The organism is Microbacterium gorillae, assembly GCF_050990725.1.
Classification (GTDB): domain Bacteria; phylum Actinomycetota; class Actinomycetes; order Actinomycetales; family Microbacteriaceae; genus Microbacterium; species Microbacterium gorillae_A.
Genome location: NZ_CP158844.1, coordinates 1446313 through 1467948, shown reverse-complemented (window position 1 = coordinate 1467948; position 21636 = coordinate 1446313). Strand labels below are relative to the sequence as shown.

20 protein-coding genes are annotated in these 21636 nt (G+C 68.1%); 4 read left to right on the top strand and 16 right to left on the bottom strand.

What is annotated here, in order from left to right; genetic code table 11:
• Positions 1-34: 34 nt before the first annotated feature.
• From ABTV68_RS06410 to ABTV68_RS06390, 5 genes are all read right to left on the bottom strand, one after another.
• Complete coding sequence (locus ABTV68_RS06410) at positions 35-973, bottom strand: bifunctional riboflavin kinase/FAD synthetase (protein ID WP_433676778.1); 939 nt, start codon at positions 971-973, stop codon at positions 35-37.
• The gene (locus tag ABTV68_RS06405) at positions 970-1371 is read right to left on the bottom strand and encodes a hypothetical protein (protein WP_433677562.1); all 402 of its coding nucleotides are present in this window, start codon (positions 1369-1371) and stop codon (positions 970-972) included. Before ABTV68_RS06405 ends, ABTV68_RS06410 begins: the two co-directional genes overlap by 4 nt.
• Before the next feature lie 114 nt (positions 1372-1485).
• A complete protein-coding gene (locus ABTV68_RS06400; RefSeq protein WP_433676777.1) occupies positions 1486-1854 on the bottom strand; it encodes a hypothetical protein in 369 nt (122 codons plus the stop codon).
• A gap of 177 nt (positions 1855-2031) precedes the next feature.
• Positions 2032-2937, bottom strand: coding sequence for a tRNA pseudouridine(55) synthase TruB (truB, locus tag ABTV68_RS06395; RefSeq protein ID WP_433676776.1), 906 nt, complete (start codon positions 2935-2937; stop codon positions 2032-2034).
• A complete protein-coding gene (locus ABTV68_RS06390; RefSeq protein WP_433676775.1) occupies positions 2937-3572 on the bottom strand; it encodes a uridine kinase in 636 nt (211 codons plus the stop codon). Before ABTV68_RS06390 ends, truB begins: the two co-directional genes overlap by 1 nt.
• A gap of 41 nt (positions 3573-3613) precedes the next feature.
• On the opposite strand from ABTV68_RS06390, the gene ABTV68_RS06385 reads away from it, so the two are divergent.
• A complete protein-coding gene (locus ABTV68_RS06385; protein WP_433676774.1) occupies positions 3614-4477 on the top strand; it encodes an A/G-specific adenine glycosylase in 864 nt (287 codons plus the stop codon).
• Between the two features lie 26 nt (positions 4478-4503).
• On the opposite strand, the gene ABTV68_RS06380 is transcribed toward ABTV68_RS06385, so the two are convergent.
• The 10 genes from ABTV68_RS06380 to ispG form a co-directional block, all read right to left on the bottom strand.
• Positions 4504-5247 carry a hypothetical protein gene (locus tag ABTV68_RS06380; RefSeq protein ID WP_433676773.1) on the bottom strand — a complete coding sequence of 248 codons (744 nt, stop codon included), beginning with the start codon at positions 5245-5247 and terminating at the stop codon, positions 4504-4506.
• A gap of 48 nt (positions 5248-5295) precedes the next feature.
• Complete coding sequence (gene rbfA / locus ABTV68_RS06375) at positions 5296-5730, bottom strand: 30S ribosome-binding factor RbfA (RefSeq protein WP_433676772.1); 435 nt, start codon at positions 5728-5730, stop codon at positions 5296-5298.
• Between the two features lie 162 nt (positions 5731-5892).
• The gene (gene infB / locus ABTV68_RS06370) at positions 5893-8604 is read right to left on the bottom strand and encodes a translation initiation factor IF-2 (RefSeq protein WP_433676771.1); all 2712 of its coding nucleotides are present in this window, start codon (positions 8602-8604) and stop codon (positions 5893-5895) included.
• A gap of 54 nt (positions 8605-8658) precedes the next feature.
• Positions 8659-8931: a YlxR family protein gene (locus tag ABTV68_RS06365; RefSeq protein ID WP_433676770.1), complete on the bottom strand. Its 273-nt coding sequence runs from the start codon at positions 8929-8931 to the stop codon at positions 8659-8661.
• Between the two features lie 159 nt (positions 8932-9090).
• The gene (nusA, locus tag ABTV68_RS06360; protein WP_433676769.1) at positions 9091-10080 is read right to left on the bottom strand and encodes a transcription termination factor NusA; all 990 of its coding nucleotides are present in this window, start codon (positions 10078-10080) and stop codon (positions 9091-9093) included.
• 187 nt (positions 10081-10267) lie between these two features.
• On the bottom strand, positions 10268-11350 hold the full coding sequence (locus tag ABTV68_RS06355; RefSeq protein ID WP_433676768.1) for a TIGR00730 family Rossman fold protein: 1083 nt from the start codon (positions 11348-11350) through the stop codon (positions 10268-10270).
• A gap of 124 nt (positions 11351-11474) precedes the next feature.
• Complete coding sequence (locus ABTV68_RS06350; RefSeq protein WP_433676767.1) at positions 11475-12314, bottom strand: hypothetical protein; 840 nt, start codon at positions 12312-12314, stop codon at positions 11475-11477.
• 68 nt (positions 12315-12382) lie between these two features.
• Entirely contained in the window at positions 12383-13372 is a 990-nt protein-coding gene (locus ABTV68_RS06345; RefSeq protein ID WP_433676766.1) for a hypothetical protein, read from the bottom strand.
• A gap of 155 nt (positions 13373-13527) precedes the next feature.
• A complete protein-coding gene (locus ABTV68_RS06340; RefSeq protein ID WP_433676765.1) occupies positions 13528-14403 on the bottom strand; it encodes a serine protein kinase RIO in 876 nt (291 codons plus the stop codon).
• 215 nt (positions 14404-14618) lie between these two features.
• The gene (gene ispG / locus ABTV68_RS06335; protein WP_231091333.1) at positions 14619-15749 is read right to left on the bottom strand and encodes a flavodoxin-dependent (E)-4-hydroxy-3-methylbut-2-enyl-diphosphate synthase; all 1131 of its coding nucleotides are present in this window, start codon (positions 15747-15749) and stop codon (positions 14619-14621) included.
• A 325-nt stretch (positions 15750-16074) separates the two neighbouring features.
• Between ispG and ABTV68_RS06330 the strand changes: the two genes are divergently transcribed.
• Together ABTV68_RS06330 and ABTV68_RS06325 are read left to right on the top strand one after the other, a co-directional pair.
• Positions 16075-17940 (top strand): anthranilate synthase family protein, encoded by a 1866-nt coding sequence (locus ABTV68_RS06330; protein WP_433677561.1) that lies wholly within the window; start codon positions 16075-16077, stop codon positions 17938-17940.
• A 41-nt stretch (positions 17941-17981) separates the two neighbouring features.
• Positions 17982-18392 (top strand): DUF3592 domain-containing protein, encoded by a 411-nt coding sequence (locus ABTV68_RS06325; protein WP_433676764.1) that lies wholly within the window; start codon positions 17982-17984, stop codon positions 18390-18392.
• A gap of 41 nt (positions 18393-18433) precedes the next feature.
• On the opposite strand, the gene ABTV68_RS06320 is transcribed toward ABTV68_RS06325, so the two are convergent.
• Positions 18434-19759: a M50 family metallopeptidase gene (locus tag ABTV68_RS06320; RefSeq protein WP_433676763.1), complete on the bottom strand. Its 1326-nt coding sequence runs from the start codon at positions 19757-19759 to the stop codon at positions 18434-18436.
• A 129-nt stretch (positions 19760-19888) separates the two neighbouring features.
• On the opposite strand from ABTV68_RS06320, the gene ABTV68_RS06315 reads away from it, so the two are divergent.
• Complete coding sequence (locus ABTV68_RS06315) at positions 19889-21511, top strand: Mur ligase family protein (protein ID WP_433676762.1); 1623 nt, start codon at positions 19889-19891, stop codon at positions 21509-21511.
• The last annotated feature ends 125 nt before the right edge of the window (positions 21512-21636 follow it).

Here is a 21636-nt window from a genome sequence, read left to right as displayed (position 1 = left end):
GCACTTCACCCTGCGCTCATGCGCAGTTCTCACGTCAGGAGAGAAGGGCGCGGGTGCGCGTGACGTCGTCGGTCATCTGCTCGATGAGAGCGGGGATGCCCTGGAACGCGACCATGCCGCGAATGCGATCAACGAACTCGACCACCACGTGCTGTCCGTACAGGTCCAGCCCGGTCTCGTCCAGGACGTACGCCTCGACCTGACGAAACTCGACGTCGTCGAAGGTGGGATTCACGCCCACCGATATGGCCGCCTTGTGATGAACGCCGTCCGGCGTCACCAGCCACCCCGCGTATACGCCGTCGGCGGGAACATCGCCCTGCGACTGCGGTGAGAGGTTCGCCGTGGGAAACCCGAGCTCCCGCCCGCGCTTGAGACCGTGCACGACTTCGCCTTCGACACGGTGCGGCCGTCCCAGCAGCTGCGCCGCACGCCGGACATCGCCCTGCGACAGCAGCTCACGGATCCAGCTCGACGACACCCGTCGCTCCTCGCCGGCCACCAGGACGTCGTCAACCACGTCCGTGGTGAATCCCAGCTCCGCGCCCATGCGCTCGAGCAGTTGCGGGTCGCCGGCGCCACGGTAACCGAATCGGAAGTCCCGTCCGAGGAGCACCACGACCGCGCCGAGGTCGCGCACCAGGATGTCGCGGACGAAGTCCTCCGCCGACACGTGGGCCATCTCCTCGTCGAAGCGCAGCACGACGGCGGCGTCGAGTCCGGTCCCGGCCAGCAGGTCGATCTTCTGCCCCAGACTCACCAGCTCGTTGGGGCAGAGCTCCGGACGGATCGTGGCCAACGGGTTGCGGTCGAATGTGACCGCGACCACCTTTGCTCCCAACCGCTCGGCATCGGCCCGCGCACGCTCCAGCACCTGTCGATGACCGGTGTGCACGCCGTCGAACTTGCCGATCGCGACGACCGACGGCCCGAACCCGTCAGGAATGTCTGCGGGATCGGAGAAGACGATCACGAGCGAACCTCCGGCTGCGCCGCCGGCTTGTGAGTGATGAGGTACCAGAGGCCGATGAACGGAAGCACGAGCGGAACGAAAACATACCCCATGCCGAACACGCTCCAGACGGTCGGATGCGCGAACAGCTCAGGCAGGGTGAGACTGAGCGTTCCGATCACCAGCACGCCGACCAGCTCGAAACAGATCGCGATCCACGCGACGGTGTACCAGCCCGGGCGGCGGGAGAAGATCAGTGCGAGAGTCGCCACGATGTAGACCGCGGCAGAGGCAGCCGACAGCGAGTAGGCCAGCGGGGCGTCACCGAACTTCTCAACGATCTGAACGAACGACCGAGCGGTGGCGCCGAGCGCGAGCACCGCGTACACCGCGACCAGCACCTGACCGATACCGCTCATCCGACGCGGGTTCTTTGCGCGTCGTGGGGTCTCGGATTCCCGGGTCGTCTTCCCGGTCTGAGCCTGAGTCATCACTCGGACGATTCTACCCGTGGCGCGGAAGTGGCCCGGCGATCACGCGACCTGAACCGTCCAGATGACCTCCATGCGCCACACCATAATCGCCACGGCGAGAGCACCGACACCCATCACCACGGTCGCCCATCGGGATCTGTCGACGAAGGCCCACACCACGACACCGACGGGAATCAGCGCCGCGGAGATCAGGTACGTCCAGAACTCCAGCAGGCTCCCCGAGGGAGGGTTGCCGGCGAACGGAGCGACGATGGAGATGACGATCTGTGCGATCAGCAGCAGCTCCAGGACCGCCAGCGCACCGACACTCCAGTCCCCGGGCACGCGTCCGATCAGGCCCAGCACCACGCACAGCAGGGCGGCGGCGACCGCCACCGCAATCACTGCGATCGTGAAACCAAGGATCACGCGCCAACCTCCGACCCATCACGGACAACGCCACAACAACCGGCAGACACCGCGAAACCAAGGATCACGCGCCAACCCCCGACCCATCACGGACAACGCCACAAACACCGACTAACACCGCGAAACCGAGGCTCACGCGCGCGTGCCCCTCGTCACCGGTGTGATCATGCCCCGTCATCACTGCTCCTCCGGCATGTTCATCGCGCTCTTCAGATCCGAGCCGCGTCGCTCCAGCACGCCGATGAGCGAGCCATCCGGCGCGATCGCCGCCACGGGGAAGGATGCGACACGTTCGGCCGCGCCGACGAGCTTCTTGCCGTGGCGAAGGTCCACGGCCTCCTCGGCGCTGACCGTCAGCGCACCGAGCACATCCGTCGCGACCCGGGCGGGCGGCAGTACGGCGGCGGAGCCGATATCGTCGGTCAGCGCTGCGGCCTCGGCGACGTCAAAGGGTCCGACGGCCGTCCGCCGCAGTGTGGTCAGGTGGCCCCCAACGCCCAGCGCTGCGCCCAGGTCACGGGCGAGCGCGCGAATGTAGGTGCCGCTGGTGCAGTCGACCACCACGTCGAGGTCGATCACCTCATCGCCCCGCCGCGTTTCCAGCACGTCGAAGCGTGAGACGGTGACGGGGCGGGACTTCAACTCCACGGTCTCCCCCGCCCGTGCCAGGTCGTACGCGCGCTTGCCGTCCACCTTGATTGCCGAGACGGTGCTCGGAACCTGCAGGATGTCACCCGTCAGCGCTGAGATCCCCTCAGCGATGGCGGCATCGGTGACCGCGTCCGCCGACACCGATGCGGTGACCGTGCCGTCAGCATCGTCGGAGTCCGTACTGACGCCGAGGCGAATGGTGGCCGTGTACGTCTTGTCCAGCCCGACGAGGAACGTGAGCAGCCGGGTGGCTCCCTCGATCCCGACGAGCAGCAGTCCGGTCGCCATCGGATCGAGCGTTCCGGCATGACCGACCTTGCGCGTGCCGAATCCTCGACGGACGCGAGCGACGACATCGTGACTCGTGATCCCCTGGGGTTTGTCCACCAGCAGCAGCCCCGCCGCGGGGCGGGGTCCCGTCGCGCGCGCCATCAGCAGGAGTCCTGGAAGAACTCGACCGGACGGTCCGATCGCGAGATGTCGATGAGCGCGGATGCCGCTCGACGGGGACGCACATCGCGGAGGTAGCGGAACTCGGCGTCGGTGTAGGGCGCGTCGGTCGATCGGCCGGGGCGCTCGGCCAGGCGGCTCTCGGGCGACTCCAGCCAGACGGCGAAGGCGGCGGTGCCGCGAATGCCCTCCTGCTGGGCGAACACGCCGTCGAGCACCAGGACGGCGTCTTCGGGTGCGGTGACCCAGCGCGCCTCGACCGGCTGATCTCGTCGCTCATCCCACACCCGCAGCTGGACGCCCGCGGTGGCGGACGCCTGTCCGCCCTCACGGAAAGGGTCCAGCAGTACGCGCCGCAGGGTATCCACGTCGACGGGGGCCGGCGCCGGCTCGGCACCGCGTTCGGAGCGCGGACGCACGAAATCCGTGAGCGATGCACGCAGCACTGCGGAGTCGTCCTCACCGATGATCTCGGCGAACGAGTCGGCGAACTCTCGCGTGGCCTCCGGGTCCAGTCCGTCAACGAGCACGACCACGCGTCCGGCCGGGCTGTTGTGCCGCAGTTGTCCGCGCAGCTCTCGCTGCAGCGTGGTGACGGGGGTGATCGGGAGCCGCATGCTTCCAGCCTACGTGTGTCGGGCGGATAGGCTGGTGACTCGTGTCCGAGATCGCCGATGCACTGGTGCCGTGGTTCCAGCGAACCGCGCGCGATCTGCCGTGGCGTCGTGCTGGCTTCGGCGCGTGGGGAATCCTGGTGAGCGAGTTCATGCTGCAGCAGACTCCGGTGACCCGAGTGATCCCCCTGCTGGAGGCCTGGCTGGAGCGCTGGCCTTCCCCGGCGGCGCTCGCGGAGGCACCGCCCGCCGAAGCGGTCAAGCAATGGGCGAACCTCGGCTACCCGCGCCGCGCGCTGTGGCTGCACCGTGCAGCCGTGGAGATCACGGAGCGGCACGACGGGATCGTCCCGAACGACGTCGACGCACTGCTGGCGCTCACCGGCATCGGCGATTACACGGCGCGCGCTGTGGCGGTGTTCGCGTACGGCCGGCGCGAACCGGTGGTCGACACGAACACGCGGCGGGTGATCGCGCGCGCCGTCCACGGTCGCTCGCAGCCGGGTCCTGCGGCCAAACGGGATCTCGCCGACATGTCGGCGCTGCTTCCCGATGACGATCACGCTGCGGCGGTCGTCAATGCCGCGGCTATGGAACTCGGCGCACTCGTATGCACCGCCCGCACCCCGCGCTGCGAGGAGTGTCCGCTGCGCGAGCTCTGCGCGTGGCGCGCGGCCGGCTATCCCGACACGGGCGACCAGCGACCTAAGCAGGCGAGGTACGAGGGCAGTGATCGACAGGCCCGCGGCGCCGTGCTTCGCATCCTCCGCCACGCCGACCACGACGTTCCGGTCGTCGCGCTGATTGCGGACTGGCCCGATCCCGTGCAGCGGGATCGGGCGATCGACTCTCTCGTGGCCGATGGGCTCATCGAGATCGACGGAGAGGGCGCCCGCCTCCCCCGCTGATCAGCTCCGCTGTGCGTCGACGCGGCTCAGCCGCAGAACTCCGCCATCGGTCGCTCCAGCACGGTGACTTCGATGCCGCTGATCGTCTCACCATCACTGGCGCCGAAGTACATCGTTCCTCCGGCCGCCGGCACGCGCAGCGCCATCGAGTAGTTGGCCACCATCGCGTTCTGCGCCTCCGGATAAGCTGCCTGAGCCTCCGCGAGGGTGGAGCCGATACCGATTCCTTCGGCCGTCTTCGGGCTGGTGCCCGCAGATCCGGTGATCGCCACCTGGCTCAGCGTCGTGTTCGCCTCGCCCGATACGGCGTAGCCCGCGGCCGCGAAGATGGAGAGCCCGTCGGCGCCGGCATAGCTGATCACCGGCGCGTCCGGCGACGGCGCTTGCGCGCCACAGCCGATCGTCCAGCCGGAGCCCACGGCACCGGCGAGCGTCGCGAAGTCCTCACCGAGCACAAGCGGACCGACGCCCGCACCACTGACCACCCAGCCCGCGGGATCGTCGGCAGGTGCGGACTCGGACGGGGTCGTCGTGGGCTCCGCCGTGGGTTCCGTGGTTGCGGGCGGAGTCGTCTGCGTCGGAGACGACGCGGATGCGGTCGGCTCCACGGCGGGAGTGCTCGCTCCGCTGGTGCCCTCCGATGAGGTCGCGCATCCCGAGAGTGCCAGAGCTCCCCCGATCATCAGCGCCGCCAACGCAGCGGCGGTCCGGGTCCGTGCGATGCTCTTCAACCGCATCATCTCCCCTTTCGTGCGTGCGGGTGTGGTCACCCGACTCCCTCACCGTACGTCAGGCCTCCGACAGGAAGCCCCGGACATTCAGTCCGCGTCGTCGTCCTCACGCGGCTTGACGTAGGGGTCAGCCTCGCCGGCGTACGTCGCGCCCGAGGCGGTCTGAGCCACCTCGGCGTCACGCTGGTGCGCCTCGCGCAGGAGCGCCGAGATGTGATCTGCGGTCTCCGGAAGGGCGTCGGGAATGAACTCCAGCGTGGGCACCAGGCGCACACCCAGTCGCTTGCCCACCTCGGAGCGCAGCATTCCGGTGGCCGCCTTCAGCGCGGCGGCGCTGTCCTCGCGCTCCTGGTCGGTGCCGTACACCGTGTAGAAGACCGATGCGTTCTGCAAGTCGCCGGTCATTCGGACGTCAGTGATCGTCACGAAACCGAGGCGGGGGTCGCGCAATCCCTTGTCGAGTCGCTCCGCTATGATCACGCGGATGCGGTCGGACAGTCGACCCTGTCGTTCTCCGGCCATGATTGCCTCCTTGCTCGGGGGTGCGACAAGCGCACAATTTCTATCGTAGTGAGGGATGCAGACCGAGCTCCGTATCGGGGCTCGGCCGTAACGGGCACCGCCCGCCCCACGATGTGAGGCGGGCGGTGCCGCGATGACACGGCTCCCTCGGGAGCCTGTCGATCAGGAACGAGGCTTCTCGACCATCTCCGTGGTCTCGATCTCGTCGCCGATCTGGATGTCGTTGTACTTGCCGAGGCCGATACCGGCTTCGTAGTCCGTACGCACCTCGGTGACGTCGTCCTTGAACCGGCGCAGCGACTCGATGGCCAGGCCATCGGCGATGACCACACCGTCGCGGATGACGCGGGCCTTGGCGTTGCGGGTGATGGTTCCCGAGCGCACGATGACACCGGCGATGTTGCCGAACTTCGAGGAGCGGAACACCTCGCGGATCTCGGCGACACCCGACTGGACCTCTTCGAACTCCGGCTTGAGCATTCCCTTGAGGGAGTTCTCGATGTCCTCGATCGCCGAGTAGATGACCGAGTAGAACCGGATGTCCACACCCTCGCGCTGAGCACGCTCGCGTGCCTTCTGGTCGGGGCGGACGTTGAAGCCCACGATGATCGCGTTGTCGATCGTCGCGAGGTCCACGTCGGAGGCGGTGATGGCACCGACGCCGCGGTGGAGGATGCGCAGCTGCACGGAGTCGTCGACCTCGATCTTGAGCAACGACTCCTCGAGTGCCTCGACGGCACCGGAGACGTCACCCTTGATGATGAGGTTGAGCGATTCGACCTTGCCCTCTTCGAGAGCCCGGGTGAAGTCCTCGAGCGAGATGCGCTTGCGCGCCTTGGCCAGCTGAGCGTTGCGCTCGGCGGCCTCGCGCTTCTCGGCGATCTGACGCGCCGTGCGGTCCTCATCGGTGACGATGAAAGTGTCGCCAGCGCGGGGCACCGAGTTCAGACCCTGCACCTGGACCGGACGCGACGGGTACGCCTCGTCGACGGCTTCGCCGTTCTCGTCGAGCATCGCACGGACACGTCCGTAGGCGGTGCCGGCGACGATCGCGTCACCGACGCGCAGCGTTCCAGACTGGATGAGGACGGTGGCGACCGAACCGCGGCCCTTGTCGAGCTTCGCCTCGATGGCGACACCGCGAGCGGCCTTGTTCGGGTTGGCGCGGAGGTCGAGGCCGGCGTCGGCCGTCAGCAGCACGGCGTCCAGGAGGTCCTGGATGCCCATGTTCTGGCGAGCGGACACGTCGACGAACATCACGTCGCCGCCGTACTCCTCGGCCACCAGGCCGTACTCGGTCAGCTGCTGGCGCACCTTGGCCGGGTTGGCCTCGGGCTTGTCGACCTTGTTCACCGCGACCACGATCGGCACGTTTGCCGCCTGGGCGTGGTTCAGGGCCTCAACCGTCTGCGGCATGATGCCGTCGTCGGCGGCGACAACGAGGATCGCGATGTCCGTCACCTGCGCACCACGGGCACGCATGGCGGTGAACGCCTCGTGACCCGGGGTGTCGATGAAGGTGATGGCGCGCTCGATGCCCTCGTGCTCGGTCCAGATCTGGTAGGCACCGATGTGCTGGGTGATGCCACCGGCCTCACCCGCGACGACGTTGGTCTGACGGATCGCGTCGAGCAGTCGCGTCTTACCGTGGTCGACGTGACCCATGACGGTCACCACCGGCGGGCGGATCTCCAGGTCGTCGTCGTCCTCATCAGCCAGCTCGGCGTCGAGGTCCAGACCGAAGCCCTCGAGGAGCTCCTTGTCCTCATCCTCGGGCGAGACCATCTGGATCTTGTAACCCAGCTCAGCACCGAGGACCTCGAAGGTCGACTCATCCAGCGACTCGGTGGCCGTGGCCATCTCGCCGAGGTTGAAGAGGATCGTCACCAGCGTTCCGGGCTGCACCGTGTAGCCGGTGATGGCCTCGATCTTGTCGGCGAAGTCCGCAATGGACGAACCGCGACGCAGGCGAATGGTCTCGCCGTTACCGCGCGAGACGTTGACGCCGCCCACCATCGGGGCATCGCGCATCTCGAATTCCTGGCGCTTGGCCCGACGCGACTTGCGCTGCTTGGACTTGCCGCCACCCTTACCGAACGCACCGGCTGTGCCGCCACGACCACGGCCACCGGGGCCGGGACGACCGGCGAAGCCGCCGCCACCGGCGGGACGCTGGAAGCCGCCACCGGCACCAGCACCGGCACCGCCGGGACGACCGGGTCCACCCGGACGCTGCTGGAACGGAGCGCCACCGGGACGGCCACCGCCACCGGGACGCTGCGGACGCGGAGCACCCGGACGGGGCGAGCCCGGACGGGGTGCCTGCGGACGCGGGATGTTGCCCGGGGTCGGGCGCTGGCCCATGCCCTGCGCAGAGGCGAACGGGTTGTTGCCGGGACGCGGACCGGCGGGACGCTGGCCCATGCCCTGCGAGGACGCAAAGGGGTTGTTCCCGGGACGCGGGCCACCGGGGCGCGGTCCGGGAGTGGGAGCACCGGGCTTCGGTGCGCCACCTGCGGGCTTGTCGCCGGCCGGCTTCTCAGCGGCGGGGGCGGCAGGCGCGGGTGCAGCCTGCGGCGCGGGAGCCTTCTCGGCTGCCGGAACGCTCGGCTTGGGACCGGGCTTCGGGCCCGGCTTGGGACCGGGGGTGGCGGCCGGCTTCGCCGGAGCCGCCGGGGCGGGCGCAGCGGCGGATGCACCGCCGGCAGCACGCTCAGCCTCGAGGGCGGCACGCAGCTTGCGTGCGACCGGGGGCTCGATCGTGGACGACGGGCTCTTGACGAACTCGCCGAGTTCCTTCAGTTTCGCAAGGGCGACCTTGCTGTCGACACCGAGTTCAGATGCGATCTCGTGTACGCGTGGTTTGGCAGCCACATTTCTCCTGTCTGGGTCCACCCAGGCAGGGCAGACCGTATCAGCGGACGGGTCTCATTTCGAGCCGTTCACTTTGTTTCCATAGCCGTTCAGCCGTTTCTCGATGGTCTGCGTGTCAAGTGGCCCCGACACACGGAGTGCTCGTACGAATGCTCGCCGCTGCAGTGCCTTCTCCAGACACTGCGCATCGTCGTGCACCCACGCACCTCGCCCGGGCATCGAAGCTCGCTCGTCGATGACGAGGGAGGTTTCGGAGGCCACTACCCGCAGAAGAGCGGAACGAGATGCACGGTTGCGACATCCGACGCACGTCCGTACGGCTTCCATGTTACACCTCCCGGGTGCGTGCTCGCTCTCATCGCCCTCGACCGACACGGCTGTCTCGGCGCGGCATCGCGGTGCTGGAGCGGAATGCCGCACCAGCGTGAGATCGCGCGGCAGCGGACCGCTTCGGCGTTTCGCCGATGGGTCCGCCGCCGCGTCAGATCACTTGTCGTCGAGGATCGAGTCCGGCTGGATGTCGATCTTCGCCCCCGTGAGTTTTGCGGCGAGGCGGGCGTTCTGGCCCTCCTTGCCGATCGCGAGCGACAGCTGGTAGTCGGGCACGAGGGCGCGCACGGCCTTGGTGGTGGCATCCAGCACGAAGCTGGAGGTCACCTTCGCCGGCGAGAGCGCGTTCGCGACGAACGTGGGGAGGTCGGGGCTGTAGTCGACGATGTCGATCTTCTCCCCCGACAGCTCCTCGGTGACAGCGCGCACACGGCGCCCCATCTCGCCGATGCAGGCGCCCTTGGCGTTCACCTGCGGGTCGTTCGCGATCACGGCGATCTTGGTGCGGTGCCCCGCCTCACGGGCGAGCGACTCGATGGTCACCAGACCGTTCGCGATCTCCGGAACCTCCAGAGCGAACAGCTTGCGGACCAGGCCCGGGTGGGTGCGCGAGACGGTGATCTGCGGACCCTTGTTCCCCTTGGCCACTGTGGTGACGTACACGCGGATGCGCGAACCGTGCGTGTACTCCTCGCCCGGTACCTGCTCCTCCGGCGGAAGGATGGCCTCCACCGAGCCGAGGTCCACGTGGATCATCCGCGGGTTCGGACCCTGCTGGATGACACCGGCGACGATGTCGCCCTCCTTGCCACGGAACTCCCCGAGAACCGCGTCGTCCGCGATGTCGCGCAGACGCTGACTGATGACCTGCTTGGCGGCGAAGGCCGCGATGCGCCCGAAGTCCTCGGGCATGTGCTCCTCTTCGCCGATGACCGCGTCCTCGTCATCGAGCACCGGGATGTACACGGCGACGTGACCGGTCTTGCGATCCAGCGATGCACGTGCGCCCACGGGCAGCGAACCCTCCGGCGACGTGTGCTTGGCGTAGGCCGTGAGCACCGCCTGCTCGATGATGCGAACGAGTTCGTCGAAGGGAATCTCCTTCTCTCGCTCGATGTTGCGCAGCAGTCCGAGATCGATCTCCACGGTGGGCCTCCCTATATTCAGCTCTTGACCCGCGAACGGGCATCCTCTCCAGGATACCTGCTCGATGCGATCCGGTGGCATCTGGACCGACGAGCTGATCTGCCCGGGGAAGACGCGCGCTCGTGAGAAGCTCGGGTTTGTCCTCCGTCGGATCCGCGCGCTCAATGATGCGAGGCCGCTGACCGCCCTATTCGGACGGGTTCTTCGTTCCCGCCGGCACCCGGTCAGGAGCGGAATCCAGATCATTGATGGCCCGGATCAGGTGGAACAGGTGACCCACCTTGAACGGGTTGAGGATCATCGTGAGGCGCGGCAGATCGGGCACGTCCCCATCGGCGATCTCCACCGGCATGGCCGACATGCTCTCGATCCGCCCCGACACCAGCAGATGCCCGAACCGCTCGTTGAGGGACTCCAGCTCGTCGGGCGTGGGCGCATTGCGCACTCGCAGCACGAGCAGTTCGTCGATCCAGCGCAGTGAGTCGTAGTTGCGCCAGAAGCCCGTGATCTCGGCTTCGGCCGCCTCGACCGAGTCCGTGATGAGCACCCGCTCCAGATCGTCACCCGACACCACACCGGCCGGGATCATCTGCTCCTCGACGAAATGACGCAGACCCGACCAGAACTGACCGCCCGGCTCATCGAGCAGGACGATCGGCATCGGCTCCGCCTTACCGGTCTGCTGCAGTGTGAGCAGCTCGAACATCTCATCCATCGTGCCGAAGCCGCCGGGCACGCACACGAATCCGCTGGATTCCTTCATCAGCATGAGCTTGCGGGTGAAGAAGTACTTCATGGCCACCACGTTGTCGCGGTCGGCGAAGATCGCGTTGGGGCGCTCCTCGAACGGCAGCCGGATCGAGACGCCGATCGCGCGGTCCGGGCCGGCACCCTCCGCCGCCGCCTGCATGATGCCGGGGCCCGCGCCCGTCACGACCATCCAACCGCGCTCGGCCAGACGCTCGGCGATGTCGTGCGCCTGCTCGTAGAGCGGGTCATCGGACCGGGTGCGCGCGGATCCGAAGATGGTGACCTTCGGAACCCCGGCGTACGGTGCGAAGATCCGGAATGCGCGGCGCATCTCCGCCACAGCAGACGCCGTGATCTTCAGGTCCAGCCGCTCGGTGCCGTCCCGGCCGAGTTCAATGGCCGTGCCGATGATGCGGCGGATGAGCTCGCGGTTCGCCGTGATGCCGGCGTCGTGCAGCATGCGATCCATCTCGGCGCGGAGGGTCTCATCGGGTCCGGGGGTCACGGTGGCTTCGGTCATGCCTCCACCCTCCCATGCCCCGACGAACGGCGCCTGAACGGGTGCGCGTGGCGGTGAGACACCCACGCCGGTCGTGATCAGATCCGTCATCCTCCCGAACGGACGACAGGATCCGCGTCCCGATTCAGATGGGAATCGCGGTCGTCGTCATGACCAGGGTCTGCTCATCCGGCATCGTGAAATCCACCGTGATGCGGCGGAAGTCGGCGAGGGAGACGACATGGGTACCGCCACACGGAAAGGAGGCGTCCCCCTGCGGCAGGCTGCAGTGCCAGGTGCGCATGTCTGTGATGGCCGGCCCGGCCGTCTCGATGCGGCTTGCGGATCCCGCGGCCACCCAAGCGGCCAGCAGCGCATTCGCCCGCTCTTCACGCTCGGCGAGGGAGGCTGCGAACGTCTCTGTATCGAACCCCGCCTTGCGCAGGCTCTTGCCCAGGCGATAGCGATCGACGCTGCCGTTCGGGTGGATGAAGCTGGTCTCATTGGCGCGGCCCTCGAAATCGGGGTGTCCGAGCGGATCGGGACGAACCTCCTTGCGCCAGAGGTCCGCGAGCGCGGCGTCCAGGGCGAGGGAGGCGAGGTGGCAGGCCGTGTGTCCTCGGCTGAGGTCGGCACGGCGCTCGGCGTCGACATGGGCTCGAACGGCGTCGCCCTCGGCGACCGAGGCCTGCCCCTCGACGATGTGCGCCACCAGCCAGGTCCAGCCGTCGGTTCCACGCTTGACGGGGATATCTGCGCCGATCAGCAGGTCTGTGCCGTTCTCGGTCGCGGCCATGACCGTGTGGAGAACGCGCAGTTGCGTGTCTCCTGCGATGATCGTGCCGGTGTCTCCGGGCTGATCCGGCCAGGTGTGATCAACCGGGTGGAACGGTGTGGTGTCCAGCACGACCACGGCGCCGTCCGGATGCGCACGCACGGCCATCACGACGGCGTCGCCCTCGATCGCGCCGGAGGGAAAGGTCACGAGCGTCTCATTCACGTGGGCAACTCTCTCACGACGCACCGTCGAGTGAGCTGATCACGCGGCGGCGCTCAGAGATCAGTACGTTCGGTGAGTACCGACAGGATCCCGGCGAGGACCTCGTCCTGCGACTCCAGGGAGCCCGAGGTGGCGAATGTCAGGCGGTTGACGCCCGCGTCCAGCACACCCGTGCTCAGCCCGGCATCCTCGCGCGTGATCCAGCCTCGATCCGCACCATCCACGTCGAACTGCTCGCCGCTGGGTTCGTGCCCACGATCGGCACCACCCGGATACAGGGTGACAGAGATCCCGCCTTCCTGCGGCTGATGAGCACCGCACCAGCCGGCGCGTCCATCCGCCGCGAGCGCGTCCCACAGCGGACCGTACGGCTGGGAGTCGTTCTGCACCCCCGGCTCAGCGTCGGTCATGCCGGCCGCGCGGACGGCGTCCACGATCACGGAGCAGTCAGGCACTGCCCAGGAGCCTGTCGGCAGCGGAGCGGCCACGGGGTGCTGCCCGATGAGGCGCGCGCCGACCCGCCCGACAACGGCCGAGAGTGCGTCTTCGGTGCCGGCTCCCGCAATGAGCCAGGAGTCGCCGACGGCAAGTTCCGCCATGCACAGATCTGGTCCTTCGCCGTCGGGGCAGGTGACGATGTCCGGGGTCGCGAGCGCCTCGTCTGACACCAGGGACAGCGGGAGGATATCCACCGAGACGACCCCGGCTCCCGCGCCATCCCAGCGGCAGCTGAGCGCTCCCGCGAGCGCAGACGCGGGGGTCGGGCCGTTCGCATCGGTCAGCGTCCAGGTCGCGGGCGCGATCACGTTCAGGTCCTCGTCCGTCAGCACCTGTGAACAGTCGCCCGCGAAAGCCATCTCCGGTTCCGCAGGCTCGACGGCATCGTCCGTGGGCGTCGACTCAGCGGTCGGCTCGACCGACGCCGACGGTGTCGACGTGGCAGGGGTGCTCGAGGCTGCCTGTCCGGGCTCGGTTGCCGTGCATCCGGCGAGAACCAATGTCGCCGCCACAGCGGTGAGGAATCGAGCGAACGGAGAGCGCATGGTTCGATCATAGGGAAGCGCCTCCCGGTCGGTCGCAACGATTCGGCCACGCCGATTGGCGCTCCGCCCCGTACCGTCGGCGTCCCGGGGCTGGACGCTCATCACCCTCCGCATCGCCCACCTTGACGGAGGTCAGAACCGCCACGCCCGAACCCTCACCAGAGCTGGGCGATCACGTCGGCGAAGACCTCCTCGGCATCCACGTCCAGGCCACGACGCTGGAACCAGGTGCACACGTTCAGCACGTCGCGGTGCAGGAAATCCGCGCCGGCCGGGTTCGCCGCAAGATCGACGATCTGCGGCAGGTCGATGACCACGACGCGTCCGTTGTGCAGGAGCAGGTTGTACGCAGACAGGTCGCCGTGCGCCAGCCCCGCGCGAGCGAAGGCGATCAGCAAGGCGCGCACCTGGTCGAAAGGATCGGCCAGCTCTGCCCCACGCAACCGTGTCTGAGCCAACCGCGGCGCCGCCTGACGGCCCTGCCCGATGAACTCGAGCAGTACCTCGGTGCCCGAAACCTGCACGGGGTAGGGCACCGGAATGCCGGCCTCGTAGGCGGCGCAGAGGGCGGCGAACTCGGACCCCGCCCAGTGTCCGGCTGAGACGGAGCGGCCATACGCGGACTTCTTCTCCACCGCGCGGACGTCGCGAGAGCGACGCAGTCGCCTGCCCTCCTCATACTGACCGGAGCGGTGGAAGTCGCTGGTCTCGGCGCCCCGGTAGCGCTTCGCCGCCAGCAGGCACCCCGCCTGATCGGGGACTGCGCGTTCGATGAGGTAGACGTCCGCTTCCTTCCCGGTCTTGACGATGCCGAGTTCGGTGTCGAAAGCGGCGGCGCTCGTCACGAGCCAGGAGGGGTGCGGAAGCGGCCCACGCTCGGTGGGCGATGCGGAGGGCCAGGTGCTCCACCGCTGGTCGGGTCCCGGCTCGCGCTGGTCGAAGGCATGACCGTCGAGGACGTCGTCATCGAAGGCGGCGAACGGACGGGACGAAGAAACAGAGGAAGAGTCGAGGAAGGACTCGAATGACATGAGGGAGATCTCCAGAGAGGAGGCCGCCGCTCAGTCGATGCGGAACGTCAGTATGCGGCCTCGGAAAGGAAAGAGGGTACGGATGACACCGTGTTCGTGTTCATCAGTCATCACTCCTCTCCCTTATGCCGGCCAGCCGGGTCGCGCCGATCGCAACCCGTTCACGCTAGCGGGTCCGTGCCGTCACGGCAAGACTCCGCTCCCCTACGCCGGCGTCAGCTGGTGACGACCTGCGCGGTGCCGAGGGGCGCGTCGGGCCCCATCTCCGCGGCGATGCGGTTGGCCTCTTCGATTAGCGTGGCGACGATGTCCGCCTCAGGAACGGTCTTGATGACCTGACCCTTCACGAAGATCTGTCCCTTGCCGTTGCCGCTGGCGACGCCGAGGTCGGCCTCCCGCGCCTCGCCCGGACCGTTCACGACGCAGCCCATGACCGCCACACGCAGCGGCACGGTCATGTCCTTGAGTCCCTCGGTCACGTTGTCCGCCAGCGTGTAGACGTCCACCTGGGCGCGGCCGCACGACGGGCAGGAGACGATCTCCAGCTTGCGCTCGCGCAGGTTCAGCGACTGCAGGATCTGGTGACCCACCTTGACCTCTTCGGCGGGGGGTGCGGACAGCGAGACACGGATGGTGTCGCCGATGCCCTCGGACAGCAGGATGCCGAACGCGGTCGCGGACTTGATCGTGCCCTGGAATGCGGGCCCTGCCTCGGTGACGCCGAGGTGCAGCGGCCAGTCGCCCCGCTCAGCGAGCTGGCGGTACGCCTTCACCATGACGATCGGGTCGTTGTGCTTGACGGAGATCTTGAAGTCGTGGAAGTCGTGCTCCTCGAACAGGCTCGCCTCCCACACCGCGCTCTCGACGAGAGCCTCCGCGGTGGGCTTGCCGTACTTCTGCAGGAGCCGCTTGTCGAGCGATCCGGCGTTGACGCCGATGCGCAGGGATACTCCGGCGGCCTTCGCCGCGGCGGCGATCTCACCGACGTTGCCGTCGAACTCCCGGATGTTGCCGGGGTTCACGCGCACGGCGGCGCAGCCGGCATCGATGGCCGCATAGATGTAGCGCGGCTGGAAGTGGATGTCGGCGATGACCGGAATCTGACTCTTCTGCGCGATGGCAGGAAGGGCGTCGGCATCGTCCTGGCTCGGCACGGCGACACGCACGATCTCGCAGCCGGACGCAGTGAGTTCTGCGATCTGCTGCAGCGTGGCGTTGATGTCGGTGGTCTTGGTGGTGGTCATCGACTGCACTGACACAGGGGCGTCGCCACCGACCAGCACCTTGCCGACACGGATCTGTCGACTCTTGCGGCGCGGGGCAAGGACTTCGCGGGCAGCGGGCATACCGAGATTCACAGCGGGCACCACTCCAGCCTAGGGCCTGGCACCTGCACGACGGCCGTGTCGGCGCCATGAACCTCACGAGCGTGAGTAACACCGGCTCGGGCGTGACGGGCGCTGTGATAGGTTCGGCGCATGCACGCGAACCTGTCCTGGTGGCCCGCCTCCTGAGGCGGTGTTTCGCGTAGCCACGATTCCAGACCGCCCCCACTTGGGCGGTCTTTCGTGTTTCGAGCCTTCGAATCAGACTCCGCCCCGAACAGGAGAACACATGACCGGGTCGCTGACGCCCGAGACCAATCCGTCCGCGGACGCCGAGCAGGAGTCGATGATCCCCACATCCGGTGCCTTCGTGCTGCTCGCCCGCCAGGGGTCACCAGACGTCGAGATCCTCACGGGCGAGGTGTCGGATGTCGATCTGCTGGCCGACATCCCGCTCGTGGTCGACGGAGTGCCGCGCGAGGTGTTCGCGCTGGTGCCCTATCGCCAGGTTCGCGAACGCGGATTCTCGGCTCACGATGACGATGCACCACTGCGGACGCTCGTGGTCGACCAGCACGCCCGAGTTCCTCGCGCCGACCTCATCGCCGAGCTTCCGACGACGCCCATCCCGCTCGCCGACGCCGGGTTCGACATCTCCGACGAGGAGTATGCCGAGATCGTTCGCACGGTGATTCGCGATGAGATCGGTCGCGGCGAGGGCGCGAACTTCGTGATCCGCCGTGACTACGTCGCCGGCGTCGATGCCGACCCGCGCGTTGCGGCGCTGACCTGGTTCCGTGCGCTCCTCGAGCATGAGCGCGGTGCGTACTGGACCTTCGCGGTGATCACCGAGGGTCACATCGCCGTCGGTGCGAGCCCAGAGGCGCATGTCTCCGCCCAGGGCGGTGTGGTCACGATGAACCCGATCTCCGGCACCTTCCGTCACCCGGCCGGCGGCGCCACGAAGGAATCCCTCAGCGAGTTCCTCCGCTCCACGAAGGAGACCGAGGAACTGTTCATGGTGGTGGACGAGGAGCTGAAGATGATGTCCGCCGTCTGCAGCGACGGCGGACGCATCACGGGTCCGCATCTCAAGGAGATGTCTCGGCTCACGCACACCGAGTACATGCTGCGAGGATCGAGCCGGATGGATCCGCGCGAGATCCTGCGCGAGACGATGTTCGCGCCGACCGTCACCGGCTCCCCGATGCAGAACGCCTGCACCGTGATCCAACGGCACGAACGCACCCCACGCGGGTACTACTCCGGAGTGGCCGCACTGTTCACGCCCAACGCCGAGGGCGGCCATGACCTGGATGCCCCGATCCTCATCCGCACCGCGTACCTGGTGGACGGCCGACTCCGCGTCCCGGTCGGTGCCACGCTCGTACGCCACTCCGATCCCGCGGGTGAGGTCGGAGAGACCCACGGCAAGGCCGCCGGTGTTCTCGGGGCGATCGGCGCGATTCCTCGGGACCTGCCCGTCGCGGTGACCGCGGACCCCGACGCACCGCAGCCCGAGCCGGTGTCGCTGGCCGCCGATCCGGAGATCGCCGATCTTCTCGCGTCGCGCAACAGCCGACTCGCACCGTTCTGGATGAACCCGCAGGACGGTTCGGAGGATGCGCACGCCGGTCCGTTCTCCGGCACCTCGGCGCTGGTCGTGGATGCCGAGGATCGCTTCACCACGATGCTCGCGCACCAGCTGCGCCACCTGGGTCTGCACGCGACGATCGTGCCGTGGAACGAGGTCACCGACGAACAGGTGGCGGCCGCCGACGTCGTGGTGGCGGGTCCCGGCCCCGGTGATCCGCGCGACGACACCAGCGCTCGGATCCGTCGTATGCGCGAGGTGGTCGGCGCTCGCCGTCTCGCCGGGCAGCCCCTCGTGGCCGTCTGCCTCAGCCACCAGATCCTCGCCGACTCGGTCGGGATCGATCTCGGCCCCCTCGACTCGCCGCACCAGGGAGTGCAGAAGACCGTCGACGTGTTCGGCCAGCCAGCGTCGGTGGGCTTCTACAACACGTTCACCGCTCGGGTCTCCCCCGGTACCACCACGGTCGCCGATCTGGAGCTGTCCGCCGACGATCGGGGTGACGTGTACGCGCTTCGCGGGCCACACACGGCCTCGGTGCAGGGACACCTGGAATCGATCCTCTCCCGGGACGGTCTGGAGACCCTCGAGCGGCTCGTGGCGCAGGCCCTCGCCTGATGGTGGAGGGCGGTTCTCGGGGCTGGGGGTGGCCCTGGTCGGTGTTCTCCCTGGTCCTGGGAATCGCGGCTCTCGTGTTCGGCGGTACACAGCTGGGCGGCGACGCCATCAAGGCGTCACGAGCCTCAGAGCCGATAGATGCCACAGTCACGCAGGTGGAGTATGCGTCAGGCACGGGGATGAGCAAGCGCTACTTCCCGGTGGTCGAGTACGTGGTTGACGGCACCACGTACACCGAGAGCACGCAGAACCACCGCGGCACGGAACCGGAGATCGGGAGCACGCTGAGCGTCACGTACGACACCGCCGATCCTCGGCAGGTCTCGCTCACGAGTGCGAGCGGCGGTGGCGGCGCGGACTGGGGCGGCTCGATCATCCTGCTCCTCATCGGGGCAGGACTGATCTCAGCCGCCGTCGCCTTCAGTCCCGTCGTGCGGTCACGTCGCCGCTGACCCTCGCTCGGGACTCGGCATCGGATCTGGTCTGACCTGCGTCAACCGCCGAGGATGCTGATCGGGTTCACGACATCGGTGACGACCAGCAGCGCGCCCATCGCCACCAGGAACACCACGACGACGAACGTGACGGGTACGAGCTTCGTGGCATCGACCGGCTTCGGGGGCGGTCGCCGGAACAGTTTCGCCCAGGCGCGCTTCAGACCATCCCACAGTGCCACGGCGACGTGACCGCCATCCAGCGGCAGCAGTGGGATGAGGTTGAAGACGAACAGCGCGACGTTCAGGGAGGCGACCAGGCTCAGCATGCCCGCCACGCGGCTCGTGATCGGCGCGTCAGACGCGGCGACTTCGCCCGCGATGACCCCGACGCCCACGGGCGAGATCGGGCCATCGGGATCGCGCTCGGCACCGGTGAAGAGGGAAACAGCTGTGCCGTAGAGCTTCTGGGGGAGTTGAACCATCACGCCGGCGACGGCTCCGACGTTGTTGAACGCCTGCTGCGGGCCCGCCCACAGCGGCTGCGGCACCATCGCGGTCTGTGCGCTCACGCCGATGAAGCCCGCGGGCTGCGTCTTCGTGGTGCCATCACTGTTGGTCTCGACATTGCCGTTCGAGCCGATCACGGGCCGCTCCGTGAGCAACGGCGTGAGCTGGACCGTCTGCTCCGCACCGTCGCGTCGGATGACGACGTCGAGCTCCTTGCCGGCGGACGCGGCGATGATCGCGGACACATCCGAGAACTCGTGCACGGCGGTGCCGCCGATCGAGAGGATCGTGTCACCGGGCTCGAGGCCGGCCTGCGCAGCCGGAGCGATCGGATCGGTCGGCGCGCAGGTGTCTCCCGCGACGTCGGACTGCTGCACGCACTGACTGACGCTGGCGAGCGTGGTGGTCGCGGTCTGCACTCCGAATCCGCTGAAGACGATGGTGAACAGCACGATCGCGAGGATCAGATTCATCACCGGACCACCGAGCATCACGATGATGCGCTTCCAGGTGGGAAGCGCAGAGAACGTGCGCTCCTCGGAGCCGTCCAGCGTCTCATCGTTGGCGGCACGAGCGTCCTGCACCATCGTCGCGAAGAAGCCGGCCCCGGCTCGTCCCGACCTGCTCCCCTTCGGCGACGGCGGGTACATGCCGGCCATGGAGATGTAGCCGCCGAGAGGGAGCAGCTTGAAGCCGTACTCGGTCTCCCCGAAACGACGCGACCAGATCGTCGGTCCGAACCCGATCATGTACTGCCCCACGCGCACCTTGAAGAGCTTCGCGGGGGCGAGATGGCCGATCTCGTGCAGCGCGATCGACACGGCCAGGCCCACGAGGATCACAGCCATGCCGATGATGAAGAAGACGACGCTCACATGTGGAGGCTACCGCCAGCCGCCTTTGAGTTGGCTCATGAAAGCAACCCGTCCTGGGCGCGAGCGAATGAGAACCGCGTCGGGCGCGCCGCATCGCGAAACGCGCCCGCGTGGAATGATGGATGAGCCATGAGCAGCGACATTCCCACCCCGAACCTTCCGCCGGTCCTCCGCCCGGAGAACCCGCCGCATCGCCCCCTGCGCGAGCTCGCCGATCGCTTCGGTGTCGCCACCCGCGGCGAGATCGCGGATGTCACCCTGACCGGCATCACTCTCGCCACCGCCGACCTGCGTCCTGGTGAGGCCTTCGTGGCGATTCGCGGCGTCAATCGGCACGGCGCGGAGTTCGCTCCCACCGCGGCGGAGAAGGGAGCCGTCGCGATCATCACCGACGAGGACGGCGCGACGATCGCCGCCGATGCGGGTCTTCCGATCGTGATCGTGGAGAACCCCCGCGGCATCCTCGGCGCGCTGTCGGCGTGGGTCTACTCCACCGGCGGCGATGACCAGCTCCCCCTGTTGTTCGGCACCACAGGCACCAACGGCAAGACGAGCGTGTCGCACCTGCTGGAGGGGATCCTCCGACAGATCGGCGTCACCACGGGCCTCTCCTCCACCGCCGAGCGCCACATCGCCGGACAGGTCATCGTGTCGCGCCTCACGACGCCCGAAGCCAGCGAGTTCCACGCGCTGCTGGCTCTGATGCGTGAGCGTCAGGTCGAGGCCGTCGCCGTCGAAGTCAGCGCCCAGGCCCTCAGCCGTCACCGTGTGGACGGACTCATGTTCGACGTGGCCGGCTTCACGAACCTCACGCACGATCACCTCGACGATTACGCCGATATGGCGGAGTACTTCGAGGCGAAGCTCCCGCTGTTCCTGCCGGACCGGTCCCGTCGCGGTGTCGTCAGTCTGGATTCCGCCGCAGGGGCACAGGTGGTCGAGCGTGCCGGCGTCCCCGTCGTCACGATCGGAACCCCGCTGATCGCCCCCGATCCCGAAGCTGCGCGCGCCGCCGACTGGGTGGTGGACATCGTGGAGGAACGACAGTCCGGAACACGGTTCAGCCTCACCGCACGCGATGGCCGCACCCTCACGACGGTCGTGCCCGTCATCGGCCCCCACATGGCGGCCAACGCGGGCCTCGCGATCGTCATGCTGCTGGAGGGCGGCTACGACTGGGACCGCATCGTCGCGGCCCTCGAGCGCGACGGCCGCGTCACCGCGTATCTCCCGGGCCGCACGGAGCTGGTGTCCGGCGAGCGCGGACCGGCGGTCTACGTCGACTTCGGCCACTCCCCCGATGCCTTCGAGAAGACGCTGGCCGCGGTTCGGCGGGTGACACCCGGCAAGGTGCTGATGCTCTTCGGCGCCGACGGCGACCGCGACGCCACGAAGCGGCACGACATGGGTCGTGCCGGCGTTCAGGGCAGCGACATCCTGGTCGTCACCGATCACCACCCGCGCTTCGAGGAGCCCAGCGGCATCCGACGCACGCTGATCGAGGGCGCGAGACTCGCTCGGCCCGATGCGGAGATCCACGAGTACTCGCCGCCCGAGACAGCGATCGTCGAGGCCGTGAAGCTGGTCGGCGACGGTGACGCCATCCTGTGGGCCGGCCCCGGCCATCAGGACTATCGCGACATCCGTGGCGTCCGAACGCCATACTCGGCGCGTGAGCTCGCACGACGCGCGCTCCGTGACGCCGGTTGGCCGGTCCCCGAGCCCCGCTGGCCCGTCCCCTACAGCGACTGAGCTTCGCGCTCACTGCCCCGTCACGCCAGGGAGCGCTTCGCAGGTCTCGCCCGAGAACACGCGCTTCTCCGAGGACTCCTCGACAAAGCGGGCACGCCGTACTCGGCACGCGAGCCCAGCTGAGG

What these genes read in the sequence shown, in the direction of transcription:
- ABTV68_RS06365 (WP_433676770.1), bottom strand. Translation starts at nt 8,931, where the DNA reads ATGGAAGCCGTACGGACGTGCGTCGGATGTCGCAACCGTGCATCTCGT.
- ABTV68_RS06345 (WP_433676766.1), bottom strand. Translation starts at nt 13,372, where the DNA reads ATGCGCTCTCCGTTCGCTCGATTCCTCACCGCTGTGGCGGCGACATTG.
- ABTV68_RS06330 (WP_433677561.1), top strand. Translation starts at nt 16,075, where the DNA reads ATGATCCCCACATCCGGTGCCTTCGTGCTGCTCGCCCGCCAGGGGTCA.
- ABTV68_RS06340 (WP_433676765.1), bottom strand. Translation starts at nt 14,403, where the DNA reads ATGTCATTCGAGTCCTTCCTCGACTCTTCCTCTGTTTCTTCGTCCCGT.
- ABTV68_RS06390 (WP_433676775.1), bottom strand. Translation starts at nt 3,572, where the DNA reads ATGCGGCTCCCGATCACCCCCGTCACCACGCTGCAGCGAGAGCTGCGC.
- truB (WP_433676776.1), bottom strand. Translation starts at nt 2,937, where the DNA reads ATGGCGCGCGCGACGGGACCCCGCCCCGCGGCGGGGCTGCTGCTGGTG.
- ABTV68_RS06405 (WP_433677562.1), bottom strand. Translation starts at nt 1,371, where the DNA reads ATGAGCGGTATCGGTCAGGTGCTGGTCGCGGTGTACGCGGTGCTCGCG.
- ABTV68_RS06355 (WP_433676768.1), bottom strand. Translation starts at nt 11,350, where the DNA reads ATGACCGAAGCCACCGTGACCCCCGGACCCGATGAGACCCTCCGCGCC.
- ABTV68_RS06315 (WP_433676762.1), top strand. Translation starts at nt 19,889, where the DNA reads ATGAGCAGCGACATTCCCACCCCGAACCTTCCGCCGGTCCTCCGCCCG.
- rbfA (WP_433676772.1), bottom strand. Translation starts at nt 5,730, where the DNA reads ATGGCCGGAGAACGACAGGGTCGACTGTCCGACCGCATCCGCGTGATC.
- ispG (WP_231091333.1), bottom strand. Translation starts at nt 15,749, where the DNA reads ATGCCCGCTGCCCGCGAAGTCCTTGCCCCGCGCCGCAAGAGTCGACAG.